The organism is Lelliottia nimipressuralis (assembly GCF_004402045.1).
Taxonomy (GTDB): domain Bacteria; phylum Pseudomonadota; class Gammaproteobacteria; order Enterobacterales; family Enterobacteriaceae; genus Enterobacter; species Enterobacter chinensis.
This window is the reverse complement of record NZ_SOMG01000011.1, coordinates 43,110-57,234: the sequence shown is the minus strand read 5'-3', so window position 1 is coordinate 57,234 and position 14,125 is coordinate 43,110. Positions and strand designations below refer to the sequence as shown.

The following is a 14,125-nucleotide window of genomic DNA, read 5'->3' as shown; positions in this document are numbered from 1 at the left end:
CCATTAAGAACCGATGAGGAGAGAGACCGATGATTCAACATTATTTGCTGTTCCCCCTACTTGCCCTGGCCTCGGCCAGCGCCTTTGCGGAGAGTAAAACCAGCGTCGTGCTGGTGCACGGCGCGTTTGCCGACGGCAGCAGCTGGAATAAGGTGATTACCCTGTTGCAGAAGCAGCACACAGAGGTCATTGCCGTGCAGCTGCCGCTCACCTCACTGAACGATGACGTCGCGGCAACAAAACGGGCCATCGCCCGCGCCCAGGGCAACGTGGTGCTGGTAGGCCACTCCTGGGGCGGTACCGTGATTAGCGAAGCGGGTAACGATGCGCGGGTCAAATCGCTGGTGTATGTGGCGGCGTTCGCGCCGGACGCCGGTCAGTCGACGGCGGATCTGGCAGGAAGCTTCCCCGCCCCGCCGGGCAGCGCGGACATCGCCAAAACGGCGGACGGCTATTTATACCTGCCGACGGACGCCGTCAGGAAGGATTTCGCGCCGGATGTGAAACCGGGTGAACAACAGACTATTGCGGCCACCCAGGGGCCAATAAAGGGCGATGCGTTTGGCGAAAAGATTACTCGCGCAGCGTGGCACACTAAGCCGAGCTGGTATGTGGTGAGTGAGAATGACAGGATGATTAACCCGGCGCTTGAACGCGCGATGGCGAAGACGATCCACGCGAAAACCACAGAGGTGGCAGCAAGCCACGTGCCGATGGTGAGCCAGCCGGAGGCTATTGCCCGCACGATTGAACAGGCGGTCAGGAGCCATTAACGACCGCGGCGGCTCATTTGACTTTCTGTACTTCCGTATCCCCAGGCAGCAGCCCAGTGCCGTCCTGCGCTGCTGGCGCCATAAAGGGAACCGGCTTGCCCGTCCGCCTGTCGACCAGCAGCGAGTGGCGCTCGCCCTTCGCAAACAGATGCTGTTCTCCCCACTGACGCAGCGCCACGACCACGGGGAAAAGACTCTCACCTTTATCGGTCAGGACATATTCCTGATACGCCGTGCCGTCTGATGCCCCCTGTAACGTCAGGATGTCCGCATCAACCAGCTTGCGCAGCCGGTCAGAAAGGATGTTGCGCGCTACCCCGAGGCTTCGCTGAAAATCCCCGAAGCGCGTCATGCCGTCAAACGCATTACGCACGATAAGCAGCGACCAGCGATCCCCGATCGCCTCGACGCTGCGGGCAACGGGACAATATTCCTCTTTAACCGTCTTTTGGGACATCTCGTATTTTCCTCGCAAAGTCCAGCCCACAACCAGTTGCATTTTAAAACTACATAGCCTAGCATTCAACCAGTTTCATTTTAAAACCAGATTAACTCAGGCGAGGAATGTTAAACATGTCACTGACATCAGCCCCTCTTGCAGCCGACATGCCGCGCGGCATGGTCTGGCTGTTCGCCACCGCCAGCGGCTTAAGCGTGGCAAACGTCTATTACGCGCAGCCTTTGCTTGACGCGCTGGCGAGCGATTTCGGTATCAGCCATGCGGCCGTGGGTGGCGTGGTGACCGCGACGCAAATTGGCTGCGCGCATGCTCTTTTGCTTGTGGTTCCTCTGGGTGACAAAGTTGATCGTCGGCGACTGATGGCAATACAGCTGGTGGCGCTGGTGGTTGCGCTGATTTCCGTCAGCATGGCACAGACCTCCTTAGCCCTACTCACAGGTATGCTTGCGACCGGCATGCTGGGTACGGCAATGACGCAGGGGCTGATCGCCTATGCCGCCAGCGCCGCGTCGCCGCATGAACAAGGCCGCGTTGTCGGCGCGGCGCAGGGCGGCGTGTTCATGGGGCTGCTGCTCGCGCGCGTCTTTGCTGGCGGCATCAGCGACATCGCCGGCTGGCGCGGGGTCTATCTGTGTGCCGCCGCGCTGATGCTCATCATTGCATTACCGCTGTGGTGGAGGCTCCCCATCCTGCCCGCCGTCACTGCCACAATGAGCTACCCGCGTCTGATTGGCTCGATGCTTGCGCTGTTGCGACAGGAAAAAGTGCTGCAGATACGCGGCGTGCTGGCGCTGCTGATGTTTGCGTCGTTTAACATTTTCTGGAGCGCGCTGGTGCTGCCGCTGAGCGCCCCGCCCTTTAGCTTCTCGCACACCGCAATTGGTGCGTTTGGACTGGCAGGCGCGGTGGGTGCGCTGGCGGCTGGCCGCGCAGGACGCTGGGCCGATCGGGGCTATGCCCAACGCACCAGCGCGGCGGCGCTGGTGATTCTGCTGTTAGCATGGTGGCCCTTGTCGCTGATGGACCGTTCACTCGGGATCCTGCTTATCGGCATCATACTGCTCGATTTGGGAGGACAAGCGCTGCACGTCACCAACCAGAGCATGATTTTTCGCACCCGTCCCGAGGCCCACAGCCGGCTGGTCGGGCTTTACATGCTGTTTTATGCCGTCGGCAGCGGGCTCGGCGCGCTCGGCACGACGATGATGTATGCCTTTGCCGGCTGGCCGGGCGTCTGCCTGCTTGGCGCCTCGGTCAGCCTGCTGGCGCTGGTGTTCTGGTGGCTAACCCGCGCTAGCCACCGCGCTCTGCGGGATAATCGCGATTAATCCACGCGTGGTCCTCTTCCCAGGTGAACATCCATTTGCGCACCGGACCGGCCATCACGTTGAGGTAATAGCTGTCATACCCGGCCATCGTCGCCACCGGATGGTAGCCCTTCGGCACCATGACCACATCGCGGTTGTAGACCGCCATGCACTCATCCAGCGTTCTGTCGTCGGTGTAAACGCGCTGCATGCAGAACCCCTGCTCCGGGTTGAGGCGATGGTAGTAGGTCTCCTCCAGGTACGTCTCCTGCGGCGGATTATCCGTGTCGTGCTTATGGCTCGGGTACGAGCTGGTACACCCCTCACTGGTCCAGACTTCCACCACCAGCAGGCTGTCGGCGGGTTTTCCTTCCGGCAGAATGTTGTGCACGTAGCGCTGGTTGTGCCCCTTGCCGCGCGCTTCGCCGTCGATGTCCTGCGGGGCAATCAGCCGCGTCGGATATGTGCCTTTGCCGGGAGCGGCGCAGACCGCCAGCTCCAGCTTCGTCAGCGCTTTCACCCGGACCGTCTCCTGCGGGGTGACGTAAACCGCCCACGGCTTGATGCGCTCGAACGGGCTCATCCGCTCGCCAATATCGTTAAACTGCGCGGAAGGCGTGCTGATGGAGGCGCGTCCGGCCACCAGCACCAGGCAGCGCTCTTCGCTGACGGCGGGCAGCGTCAGCTGCTGCCCCTCCTGCAGCTCAAACGCCTCAAAGCCGACGTATCCCCAGCCGGCGCGTTCCGGCGTGATGGACTGCGTGCGTCCCTCTCCGTTCGGCTGTTGCCAGCGTGATAACAGACGTGACATGTCGCCTCCTTAGATAAGCCCGGCGTCGCGCGCCAGGCGGCTCAGATTGTTATAGCCCAGACGGGCGTAGGTCAGCGGATGGGCTATCGCCGGATCCTGCTCGGCCTCCACCACCAGCCAGCCGTGATAGTCCTGCGCTTTCAGCAGCCGCATGATCGGCGGGTAGTCCACGCAACCGTCGCCCGGCACGGTAAACACGCCGCTCAGCACCGCGTCGAGGAAGCTGGTTTTGCGATTTTTCACGTCCGCCAGCACGTCGGCACGCACGTCTTTGCAGTGGACGTGGTTGATGCGCGACGCCCAGCGCTGCGCCACCGCCAGCGGATCGGCCCCGGCAAAGGTCAGATGGCCGGTATCCAACAGCAATCCAACCTCCTCTCCGGTGTGGCTCATCAGGTTGTCCACGTCGTCGGCGGACTCAATCACCGTGCCCATATGGTGATGGTAGGCAATCTGGACTCCCTGCTGCTGCGTATAGCGGGCAAATTCGGTGAGCTTCTCGCCGTACTCTTTCCAGCGCGCCTGCGGGAAGCGCGGGCGCAGATGCACCGGGGTCTGCTGCTCGCCGTGAATGCAGCCGCTCACTTCCGCAAACACCAGCACCTTCGCCCCCAGCTCGCGCAGCAGCGTCAGGTGGGGCTGCACGGCGGCGATCTCCTCCTCCACGCTGCGCTCCAGCAGGCGGCCGGAGTACCAGCCGGACACCAGCTGCAGGTCGTGGCGCTGCAGGATGGGGCCGAGCAGGCGCGCTTCGCGCGGGAACTTATTGCCCAGTTCGAAACCGGCGAAACCGGCCTCTTTTCCTTCGCTCAGACAGGTCTCCAGCGACGTCTCCGCGCCGAGTGAAGGCAGATCGTCGTTCGTCCACGTCAGCGGGTTAATGCCCAGTTGTACACTCATTGTCGTCTCCATTATGCGTGTCCGCGCTCGCGCCACCAGGCGATAAGCTGCAGGTAGTTGTCCCGGATGCGCGCCACCAGCTGCGCATCGTCAATATCGTGTTTCAGCCACGCGCGGGAGGCATCGCCAAACAGCGTGCGCCCTACGGCGAAGCCTTTGACCAGCGCCTGTCCCGATGCGGCTTTGAAGTCGGCGCGCAGCTGTTCTGCCGGGGCGTCCAGACCGAGGATCACCACCCCACGACAGTGCGGGTCCCGGCGTTCGATAATCTCGCTCAGCGCCGTCCAGCCGTCGGCTGAGAGCGGCGGCAGCTTCCACCAGTCCGGGTAAATGCCGAGGTTGTAGAAGCGGGAGATGGCGCGCAGGTAGAGTTCGTCGCTGCGCGGCATGCTGGCGGGCAGGATCACCTCCAGCAGCAGCTCATGCCCGGACCGGCAGCAGGCGTGGTACACCTCGGCGATTTTCTGCTCCTGCTCCAGGCGCAGGCCGTGGGCGTCTTCCGGGTGGAAGAAGACCAGGCACTTCACCACGTGCTCCTGCGGCCAGCTGATAAGCTGCGTGCCGATATTGCCGTGCTCCATCTCCAGCGGCCGCGAGCCCGGCAGCTCAATGGGGCGACCAATCCACCACCCTTCGCCGGTGATCGCGTTCAGCGCGTCCTGACCAAAGGTGCCGTCGCACAGCAGGCCGGCTTTGCCCTCCAGCCCGGCGCGGCTTGCCGCCTCGCGGCTGGCCTGCAGGATCAGCTGCTTCAGCGCGGGAATGCGCCCGATCGACGCGCCGCACTGCAGCGCCATATCTTCCAGCTGGCTGCGGTGGTCGAAGGCCATCACGCACAGTTCCGGCCACTCGCGGCGGCGGGTGGTGACGCGGTGGAGATGGTTAAGACGCGGGTCGAGATCCGGGCGCGGCACCATTGCGGCGCGCGAGAGATAATCATCCAGCTCGATTTTGCTCGGCATCGCCGGGGCGCAGCCGTGGCGCGACACCACCAGCGCGCCGCAGGCATTGGCGTAGCGGCACGCCTGCTCCCAGCCCTCGTCGTTCAGGTAGCCGCGCAGCAGGCCAGACATAAACGCGTCCCCCGCGCCGAGGACGTTCAGCACCTCCACGCGCACGCCGGTAACCGTCAGGCCATCGTCCAGACGGGGCGGAATGGCGTTGGTATAGACTGAACAGCCGAGCGCGCCGCGTTTGCAGACCAGCGTTGCCTCGCTGACGGCGCGCACCTGCCCCAGCGCCTGCAGGGTATCCGTGCTGCCGCCCGCAATGTGAAACTCCTCTTCGGTGCCGACAATGACGTCGAAGAGGTGCAGCACCTCCTGCAGCTCGCGGGTGACCTTATCGGCGGCGATAAAGCGCGTTTCGCCGTCGCCTAAGGCGGTCAGCCCCCACAGCACCGGACGGTAGTCGATGTCCAGCACCGTGCGCACGCCGTGGCGGCGGGCATAGCCCAGCGCCGTCAGTACCGCCTCGCGGGTCTGCGGATGAGAAAGGTGGGTCCCGGTGATGGCAAGACAACGTGCGGAGGCGATGTAACTTTCGTCCACATCGCTGGCCGTAATGGCCATATCCGCGCAGTTATCGCGATAAAAAATCAGAGGAAAAGTGTCCCGGTCTTTAATGCCGAGTAACACCAGCGCCGTGAGGCGGTCTTTATCGGTAATCAGATGGCTGGTATCGCAGCCCACCTGGTTGAGCTCTTCCCGCAGGAAGCGGCCCATATGTTCATCGCCGACGCGCGCCAGCATCGACGAACGTAAACCCTGACGCGCGGTGCCGTACGCCACGTTGCCGGACGACCCGCCGAGATATTTGGCGAAGCTCGACACATCCTCCAGACGGGCACCAATCTGCTGGCTGTAGAGGTCTACCGCCACGCGGCCCATGCATATCACATCAAACTGCTTTTCCACGTTGATACCTCATCAGACAATGTCGTTCACGTTCAGCCAGCGGCCTTGCAGGTGCGAGAGCGCAATCGCGTCCAGCACGCGCGACACCTTCCAGCCCTCTTCGAAGTCCGGCCACATCGGCGCGTCGGCGGCAATCCCGTCCACCAGGTCGCGCACCTCCACCGTTTTTTGATCGTTAAAGCCAATCCCGTGGCCGGCGCCCATGCAGAACGCGGCGTAGTCCGGGTGTGCCGGGCCAACGAGCAGCGTGCGGAACCCCTGACGGTTCACCGGATCGTCATGCAGATAGAGCTTCAGCTCGGCCATGCGCTCCTGGGTGAAGCTGATAGCGCCTTTCGTCCCGGTAATGACGTACGACAGCCCCATCTTGCGGCCGCAGGCGACGCGGGAGGTTTCAATCACGCCCTGCGCCCCGCCCGCAAAACGCACCATCGCGTGGGCCTGATCCTCGTTTTCGACGGCAATCATCTCCGACGATCCGGCCTTGGCCGGGCGTTCCGGGACCACGATCTTCAGGTCGCCGCAGACCTGCTCAATCTCCCCCACCAGGTACTGGGCCATATTGACGATATGCGCCGCGAGGTCGCCCAGCGCCCCCAGCCCGGCGGTCTCTTTGAAGCAGTGCCAGTGAATGGGCGAAAGCGGGTCGGCCATGTAATCTTCGTTGTGAGTGCCGTAGAAGTGGATCACCTCGCCAATCTCGCCGCGGGCGATAATCTCCTTCGCCAGCTGCGCCGTCGGGTTTTTCATGTAGTTGAACCCCACCAGCGTTTTCACCCCTGCCCGCTTCGCGGCGTCGACCATCTCGCGCGCGTCGTGGGCATTCAGCGCCAGCGGCTTTTCCGAGTAGACGTGCTTGCCGTGGCGAATAGCCTCCAGCGCCATCTCTTTATGCAGGTGGTTAGGTGAACAAATATCCACCACGTCAATGGCCGGGTCGGCCACCAGCGCCCGCCAGTCTCCGGTTGAGCGGTTAAAGCCAAACGCCCGCGCGCGCTCTGCCGCCAGCGTCGGGTTTACCTCGGCCACCATCTCGCGCACCAGCCTGCCGCGCAGGTTGAACACCGTCGGGGCCTGGGCATAGGCGATAGCGTGCGCCTTGCCGATATACCCGGTGCCAATCAATCCAATACGAACCTCTTTCATCGTGATCCTCACAGTGCGCCGCGACGGCTCTTGGCGTAGGTGTCAAATGCCACCGCCAGAACGATAATTAACCCGGTGATAATCTGCTGGTAGTAGGCCGAAACGTTCATCAGCACCAGGCCGTTAATCAGAATACCCATGATGATGGAGCCGATAATGGTGCCGCCGATGCGTCCGTAGCCGCCCATCAGCGAGGTGCCGCCAATCACCACCGAGGCGATGACGCGCAGCTCAAAGGAGATCCCGGCGACCGCCTCGGCGCTCCCCAGACGCGCGCTCAGAATGAAGCCCGCCAGCCCCGCCAGACAGCCAATCAATACGTAGACGCTGACCAGCACGCGCTTGACGTTGACCCCCGCCAGGCGCGCCGCCTCCGGGTTGCCGCCGATGGCGTAGACGAAGCGGCCCCAGCGGGTTTTATGCAGCGCCAGATAGCCGCCGACGGCGACAATGGCGAAGATCCAGATCGGAATAGAGATGCCGAGCAGCTCCCCGCGTCCCCACCAGCGGTAGCCAGGGTCGAAACCGGCAATCGGCGCGCCGTCGTTAATCACCAGCGTCAGGCCGCGCCAGATGGTCATCCCGCCGAGGGTTACGATAAACGGCGGCAGGCGCAGGCGGGTGACGCCCAGACCGTGCAGGAAGCCAATCGCCGTGCCCATGGCCAGACAAATTCCCAGCCCAATCAGCCAGCTCATGCCGCCCCAGGCGTTCGGGTCGACGGTGGTGAAGTTGTCGCCCTTAATCACGTACGCCGCGGTCATGGCGCACACCGCCAGAATAGAGCCGACGGAGAGGTCGATCCCGGCGGTAAGGATGACGAAGGTCATCCCCACGGCCATGATCCCGTAGATGGACACCTCGGTCAGGATGTTGAAAATATTGCGTTCAGAGAAAAAATTGCTGTTCTGCGACTGGAAGAAGATCAGCAGCAGGATCATGAAAATCAGCACCCCGAAGCGCTCGAAGAAGGCAATGGGATCGATGCGTCCGGCGCGTTTGACCGGGGCCTGCGTTTTAGAAATCATCTGCGTCATGAGAAACTCCGTTATGCCGCGTTCAGGGCGTTGTGGTTGATGGCCATCATCGTCATCAGCCGTTCTTCGTTAGCGTCGTCACCGTGGATCTCACCGGTTACCCGGCCTTCGCTGAGGGTGATGATCCGGTCAGACACCGCCATCACTTCAGGCAGATCGGAGGAGATCACGATCACCGCCACGCCCTTTTTCGCCATGTCAAACAGCACCTGGTGCACTTCCGATTTGGTCCCCACGTCGATGCCGCGCGTCGGCTCATCGACGATCAGCACCCGTGGATTGAGCGCCATGCAGCGCGCGAGGATCACTTTTTGCTGGTTGCCGCCGGAGAGCTTGCGCACCTCCTGCTCGCTGTTGACCATTTTGATCTGCAGCGCTTTGCGGTAGGACTCAATCAGGTCGTCCTCTTTGCGGGTGTTCACGAACCAGCGCCACTGCAGCAGCGAGGAGAGACAAGAGAGCGACAGGTTGTCGCGAATCGACAGCCCCAGCACCGCCCCCTCTTTTTTGCGGTCTTCCGGTACCAGCGCCACGCCCTGGTCAAGGGCATAAAGCGGGTCGCGCGGCTGGTACGGCACGCCGTCCAGCTCAAAGCTGCCCGAGGTAAACGCGTCTGCACCAAACAGGCAGCGCGCCACTTCGGTGCGTCCCGCCCCCACCAGCCCGGCAATGCCTAATACCTCCCCGGCGTGGACGTGGAAGCTGATATCGTGCAGGGCGATGCCGTGCGGATCGAGCGGCGGCTTTTCGCGGCTCAGCCCCTTCACCGCCAGGCGGACGGGTTTGTCCTCATGATGGGTTTCGCTGGCGGGACGGCGATTAAAGGCCACATCGCGCCCGACCATCAGGCGGATCAGCTGTTCGACGTTGGTCTCCGCCACCGCGCCGGTGCCGGTAAAACGGCCGTCCTGGAAAACGGTGAAGCGATCGCAAAGCTGGAAAACCTCGTGCAGACGGTGGGTAACGTAAATAATGCTCACACCGCGATTTTTAAGCTCCCGCACGACCCGGTGCAGACTTTCCACCTCGCTGTCGCTCAGCGCGGCGGAAGGTTCATCCATGATGATCAGGCGGGCGTTCAGCGTCAGCGCCCGGGCGATCTCCACCATCTGCTGCTGGGCGACGCTCAGACGGGCGACAGGCGTGGTCGGCGCAACGTTCAGCTGCAGGTAATCGAGAATGACCTGCGCCTCCTGGTTTACCGCCTTTTCGTCAACGATCAGGTTACGCCTGCGCGGCTCGCGCCCGAGAAACATGTTTTCCGCGACGGTCATATTGGGCAGCAGGTTGAACTCCTGATAGATGGTGATAATGCCCTTGTTCTGCCGCTCTACCGGGGAGTCGTCCACCGGCAGCGTTTCGCCGTTGAACCAGATATCGCCGCGCGTTTGCGGCTGCGCGCCCGCGAGCGCCTTCAGCAGCGTGGATTTTCCCGCCCCGTTTTCCCCCAGCAGGGCGTGAATTTCTCCGCTGCCGACGGTCAGCTGAGCGCTGCTCAGCGCCCAGACGCCGGAAAAGCTTTTGGCCAGGTCGGTCACTTTCAGTAAGGGTTGCGACATCGGTCTGCTCCTCCTCATGATGAGCCGCCAGAGGCGGCTCGGGACATATTAGTTACCGGCCTCACCGATACGCTCAGCCTGCTGCAGGTTCTCTTTGGTGATCAGCGTCGGCGGGTAGTCGGCCCCGGTGATGGCTTTCTTCTCACGCACGTTGGCCACCAGCTGGCTCATCGCGGTCTGCACCGCAAAGCCCGGACGCTGATCCGCCGTCACCGCCAGCCAGCCTTCGCGCACGCGGGCCAGCGCTTCCGGTACCGCATCAAACCCGGTGACCAGGATTTCACCCGGCTTCACGCCCTGGCTCTGCAGCGCTTCAATCGCTCCCAGCGCCATATCGTCGTTGGCGGAGAGGATCACCTGCGGGCGTTTCGGCAGTGAAGGCAGAACGCTTTCAACAATGCGCATCCCTTCTGAACGCATCCAGTTCCCGGTCTGATCGGCGACGATCTTGTACTTATCCCCGCCCGCTTTCAGGCTGTCGCGGATCCCTTTGGTGCGTTCAATATTGGAGGAAGAACCCGGCTGGCCGGTGAGGAGAATGATGTCCGCGCCGTTGGGGAATTTGGTTTTGACGAAGTCGCCAATCGCCTGGCCGCCCTTGTAGTTGTTGGCGCCGAAGTGCGGCACTTTCTTCTGGCTGTCGACGGAGCGGTCAAGGGTGACGATCGGCAGCTTCGCATCCTGAATTTCATCCACCGCGCTGGAGACCGCGTTCACGTCGTTCGGGGAGACAATAAAGCCCTGCGCCCCGCGGGTGATGGCGTTTTCCAGGTCAGCCACCTGTTTTGGCGAGCTGCCCTGTCCGTCCAGCACCTGAAGCTTCACGCCCATCTCTTTTGCGGCTTTCACCGCCGTGCGCTGCATGTGAACTTCAAACGGCATGGCCAGGTTTGGCGTACTGAAAACAATTTGCTCATTTTCGGCGAGGGCGGCCCCGGACGTCATGGCGATGAGGGCAGCGACGATCAGTTTTTTCATTATTATGTCTCTCTGTGTAGGGTGGTTGTGTTTAGAGGACGATCTCGCGCTGGCTGTGCAGCGACTCCAGCGCTTTATCCGCAAGGTACAGCGCACGTTCACCATCATCGCCGCTGCAGTCAGGCACCGCTTCGCCGCGCAGGACCGCAACAAAGTGTTCCCATTCCGCGGCGTAAGCGGATTTGTAGCGCTGCAGGAAGAAGTGTTCCGGCAGCGCGCCGGTGCAGCCCTGTTTGCCGTAGTGCTGCACCTGGTTTTCAAGAATGTTGCCCACGCACAGCAGCCCTTCGGAGCCGTGCAGCTCCAGGCGCTGGTCGTAGCCGTAAGATGAACGGCGGCTGTTAACGATGGTCGCCATCGCGCCGGAGGCGTATTTCAGAACGATAAACGCGGTATCGATATCCCCCGCCTCGCCAATCGCCGGATCCACCAGATTGCTGCCCTGGGCATACACCGACACCGGCTCCTCGCCCATGATGAAGCGCGCCATGTCAAAATCGTGGATGGTCATATCGCGGAACATGCCGCCGGAGACGCGCACGTACTCCGCAGGCGGCGGAGACGGATCGCGGGAGATAATCAGCAGCGATTCCGGTTTGCCGATGCGCCCGGCCTGGGCATCGGTTTTCACGCGGCGGAACTGCGGGTCAAAGCGGCGGTTAAAGCCGATGAACAGCGGCACGTCGTACTCTTTGACCACTTTCAGGCAGTCGCGCACGCGGGCGAGGTCAAGGTGTACCGGCTTTTCACAAAAGATGGCCTTGCCGTGGCGGGCGGCCATTTCAATCAGGTCCGCGTGGGTATCGGTCGCAGAGGCGATCAGCACGGCATGAACGTTAGGGTCGGTCATCGCCTCATCCAGGCTCTGCTGGCGGGCCTGATACTGCGCGGCGAGACGGGTGGCAAATTCCTGATTCGGGTCAACCACGGACCAGAGCGTGGTCGCGCCGTGGCTGGCGATGTTAGCTGCATGTACCTGGCCAATTCGGCCAGCGCCCAGTAAAGCAATGTTAAACATAACGGCTCCCGGTGTTGGTGAATGCTGTGAACTAACGACCCTATAAATAAAACATTTATTTCATTTTTATAAATAGTGAAAATTATGTTTTTGAGTGTGAGTTAACACTTTTGAGATGAATGAGATAAATTTTGTTATCAATCTCACAACATAGAGGGAGGGATACCCCTCCATTACAAAGGGGGGAGGGAGAAAAAACCGCACCAAGCCGTCCCCTCTCCCGGTGGGAGAGGGTTAGGGTGAGGGGAAACAGAAAAATGAAATGAAAATTTCGTTAAGGCGGGAAAACTTAATACTGCCGGGCTTTTTTCACCTGCGCCTGCGTTTGCTCCGCGGCTTCGCGCACGGCAGAAGACTCTGCCACCTGCGCATCACCGGTTCGCCACCAGGAGGCGTAATCGTGGGTCATGGTCTTCGGCAATACCTTGATGTCCAGCAGCGTCGGGCCCGGGTGCGCGCGTGCCGCCTCAAGCGCCGTCAGCAGGCTTTGCTCATCGTTCACTCGCCATGCGCGACAGCCATAGCTTTCCGCGTTTTGCGCAAAGTCGACCTTCACCAGCGGCCCGTCAAGCCGCCCGGTTTCCGGGTTGCGCCGGCGGTTTTCCGTGCCAAAGCTGCCCATGCCGTGCCCCATCTGCAGGTTGTTAATGCAGCCGAAGCTGGCGTTATCAAACAGCAGAACGGTGACCTTAATGCCCTCCTGCACCGCGGTTTGCAACTCGGAGTGCAGCATCATGTAGGAGCCATCCCCCACCATCGCGTACACCGGCAGTTCGGGTCTGGCGAGCTTCGCGCCGATGGCCGCCGCAATCTCGTAGCCCATGCAGGAGTAACCGTACTCCAGGTGATAGCTGTCCGGCGTTTTGACCTGCCAGAGGCGCTGTAAATCCCCTGGCAGCGAACCGGCTGCGCCCACCACGATGGCGTTATCTTCAATATGCTGATTGATCAGCCCCAGCACCCGCGTCTGGGTCAGCCGGGTGTTGAGCGCCTCGCCGTATTCAGCCAGCTGCGCATCCAGGTGCCCAGCCACTTCGGGCGCGTCGTCAGGACGCCACTGGCGATCCCACAGGCGGCGGCACTCGTCACGCCAGGCGGATTTCGCCTGGGCGATCGCCTCTCCCCAGCCGCTGCGGTAATCCCCGAGCGCGTGGGTCAAGGCCTGCAGCCCGGTTTGGGCATCGGCAACCAGCGCGGTGGCGTCCAGCTTCAGGGCGTCAAACTCGGCCACGTTCAGCAGCAGGAATTCAACGTCCGGGTGGGAAAAGAGCGCCTTGGAGCCGGTGGTAAAGTCGGTCAGGCGCGCGCCGATGCCGATCACCAGGTCGGCCTGTGGCGCGAGCTGGTTGGCGGCCATTCCGCCCGTCACGCCCACCCCGCCCAGATTAAGTGGGTGGTCACTTACCAGTGCCCCCTTTCCGGCCTGCGTTTCGGCAAACGGCAGCCGCAGCGTCTCGACAAATTCGCGAAACGCCTCATGCGCGCCGGAATAGCGCACGCCGCCGCCGCACACCACCAGCGGACGACGCTTGCGGGCGATCAGCGCCCGCGCCTGCGCCAGACGCTGCGGGTCAGGCGGACGACGCTCTATGTGGTGCACGCGACGCGCGAAGAAGTTTAGAGGGTAATCCCAGGCTTCTCCCTGCACGTCCTGCGGCAGACAGATGGTCACCGCGCCAGTATTGGCGGGGTCAGTAAGCGTTCGCATTGCGCTTAGCATGGCGCTCATCAGCTGCTCCGGCCGGTTGATACGGTCCCAGTAGCGGGAGACCGGACGGAAGCAGTCGTTAGTGCTGATGCTGAGATCGTGATACTGCTCAATCTGCTGCAGCACCGGGTCCGGCTGGCGGCTGGCGTAGATATCTCCCGGCAGCAGCAGCAGCGGGATGCGGTTCGCCGTAGCGGTTGCCGCGGCGGTCACCATATTAGCGGCGCCCGGCCCGACGGAGGATGTGACGGCAAAAATACGCTGACGGCGATGCTGTTTGGCGAATCCCGTCGCCATATGGGCGATGCCCTGCTCGTTGCAGCCCTGCATCACCTGCAGATGGCCGGGGTCCTGCTCCAGCGCCTGGCCGATACCGAGCACGTTGCCGTGCCCAAAGATGGTGGCGACACCCTCGACAAAGGGCGTTTCATCGCCGTCCACGCTGACGTACTGTTGATTAAGGAACCGGACCAGCGCCTGCGCCATGGTCATACGTTCGGTTTGCATAAAAC

The 14,125-nt window shown here is 62.1% G+C and carries 12 protein-coding genes; 2 read left to right on the top strand and 10 right to left on the bottom strand.

Going from position 1 to position 14,125, the window contains the following annotated elements:
- Positions 1–29 precede the first annotated feature (29 nt).
- Positions 30–773 carry an alpha/beta fold hydrolase gene (locus E3U32_RS03535; protein WP_134347658.1) on the top strand — a complete coding sequence of 248 codons (744 nt, stop codon included), beginning with the start codon at positions 30–32 and terminating at the stop codon, positions 771–773.
- Between the two features lie 13 nt (positions 774–786).
- Here the strand turns inward: E3U32_RS03535 and E3U32_RS03530 are convergent, their stop codons facing one another.
- Positions 787–1,230 (bottom strand): winged helix-turn-helix transcriptional regulator, encoded by a 444-nt coding sequence (locus E3U32_RS03530; RefSeq protein WP_134347657.1) that lies wholly within the window; start codon positions 1,228–1,230, stop codon positions 787–789.
- A 116-nt stretch (positions 1,231–1,346) separates the two neighbouring features.
- On the opposite strand from E3U32_RS03530, the gene E3U32_RS03525 reads away from it, so the two are divergent.
- Positions 1,347–2,561 carry an MFS transporter gene (locus E3U32_RS03525; RefSeq protein WP_286164142.1) on the top strand — a complete coding sequence of 405 codons (1,215 nt, stop codon included), beginning with the start codon at positions 1,347–1,349 and terminating at the stop codon, positions 2,559–2,561.
- On the opposite strand, the gene iolB is transcribed toward E3U32_RS03525, so the two are convergent.
- The 9 genes from iolB to iolD form a co-directional block, all read right to left on the bottom strand.
- Positions 2,527–3,351, bottom strand: coding sequence for a 5-deoxy-glucuronate isomerase (gene iolB, locus E3U32_RS03520; RefSeq protein ID WP_134347655.1), 825 nt, complete (start codon positions 3,349–3,351; stop codon positions 2,527–2,529). The genes E3U32_RS03525 and iolB overlap by 35 nt on opposite strands.
- 9 nt (positions 3,352–3,360) lie before the next feature.
- Complete coding sequence (gene iolE / locus E3U32_RS03515) at positions 3,361–4,251, bottom strand: myo-inosose-2 dehydratase (protein WP_134347654.1); 891 nt, start codon at positions 4,249–4,251, stop codon at positions 3,361–3,363.
- Positions 4,252–4,262: 11 nt separating this feature from the next.
- Positions 4,263–6,167 carry a bifunctional 5-dehydro-2-deoxygluconokinase/5-dehydro-2-deoxyphosphogluconate aldolase gene (locus E3U32_RS03510; protein ID WP_134347653.1) on the bottom strand — a complete coding sequence of 635 codons (1,905 nt, stop codon included), beginning with the start codon at positions 6,165–6,167 and terminating at the stop codon, positions 4,263–4,265.
- Between the two features lie 12 nt (positions 6,168–6,179).
- Positions 6,180–7,313, bottom strand: a complete 1,134-nt coding sequence (locus tag E3U32_RS03505; protein WP_134347652.1) for a Gfo/Idh/MocA family protein — start codon at positions 7,311–7,313, stop codon at positions 6,180–6,182.
- 8 nt (positions 7,314–7,321) lie between these two features.
- Positions 7,322–8,350, bottom strand: a complete 1,029-nt coding sequence (locus E3U32_RS03500) for an ABC transporter permease (protein ID WP_028014045.1) — start codon at positions 8,348–8,350, stop codon at positions 7,322–7,324.
- Between the two features lie 11 nt (positions 8,351–8,361).
- Entirely contained in the window at positions 8,362–9,909 is a 1,548-nt protein-coding gene (locus E3U32_RS03495; protein ID WP_134347651.1) for a sugar ABC transporter ATP-binding protein, read from the bottom strand.
- Positions 9,910–9,957: 48 nt separating this feature from the next.
- Complete coding sequence (locus tag E3U32_RS03490) at positions 9,958–10,887, bottom strand: substrate-binding domain-containing protein (protein WP_134347650.1); 930 nt, start codon at positions 10,885–10,887, stop codon at positions 9,958–9,960.
- A 31-nt stretch (positions 10,888–10,918) separates the two neighbouring features.
- Positions 10,919–11,905, bottom strand: a complete 987-nt coding sequence (gene iolG / locus E3U32_RS03485) for an inositol 2-dehydrogenase (RefSeq protein ID WP_134347649.1) — start codon at positions 11,903–11,905, stop codon at positions 10,919–10,921.
- Between the two features lie 289 nt (positions 11,906–12,194).
- Positions 12,195–14,120 (bottom strand): 3D-(3,5/4)-trihydroxycyclohexane-1,2-dione acylhydrolase (decyclizing), encoded by a 1,926-nt coding sequence (gene iolD / locus E3U32_RS03480; RefSeq protein ID WP_134347648.1) that lies wholly within the window; start codon positions 14,118–14,120, stop codon positions 12,195–12,197.
- Positions 14,121–14,125 lie beyond the last annotated feature (5 nt).

Coding starts and splice junctions, on each gene's coding strand:
- iolD (WP_134347648.1), bottom strand. CDS start 14,120: ATGCAAACCGAACGTATGACCATGGCGCAGGCGCTGGTCCGGTTCCTT.
- iolE (WP_134347654.1), bottom strand. CDS start 4,251: ATGAGTGTACAACTGGGCATTAACCCGCTGACGTGGACGAACGACGAT.
- E3U32_RS03505 (WP_134347652.1), bottom strand. CDS start 7,313: ATGAAAGAGGTTCGTATTGGATTGATTGGCACCGGGTATATCGGCAAG.
- E3U32_RS03535 (WP_134347658.1), top strand. CDS start 30: ATGATTCAACATTATTTGCTGTTCCCCCTACTTGCCCTGGCCTCGGCC.
- E3U32_RS03530 (WP_134347657.1), bottom strand. CDS start 1,230: ATGTCCCAAAAGACGGTTAAAGAGGAATATTGTCCCGTTGCCCGCAGC.
- iolG (WP_134347649.1), bottom strand. CDS start 11,905: ATGTTTAACATTGCTTTACTGGGCGCTGGCCGAATTGGCCAGGTACAT.
- E3U32_RS03500 (WP_028014045.1), bottom strand. CDS start 8,350: ATGACGCAGATGATTTCTAAAACGCAGGCCCCGGTCAAACGCGCCGGA.
- E3U32_RS03525 (WP_286164142.1), top strand. CDS start 1,347: ATGTCACTGACATCAGCCCCTCTTGCAGCCGACATGCCGCGCGGCATG.
- E3U32_RS03495 (WP_134347651.1), bottom strand. CDS start 9,909: ATGTCGCAACCCTTACTGAAAGTGACCGACCTGGCCAAAAGCTTTTCC.
- E3U32_RS03490 (WP_134347650.1), bottom strand. CDS start 10,887: ATGAAAAAACTGATCGTCGCTGCCCTCATCGCCATGACGTCCGGGGCC.
- iolB (WP_134347655.1), bottom strand. CDS start 3,351: ATGTCACGTCTGTTATCACGCTGGCAACAGCCGAACGGAGAGGGACGC.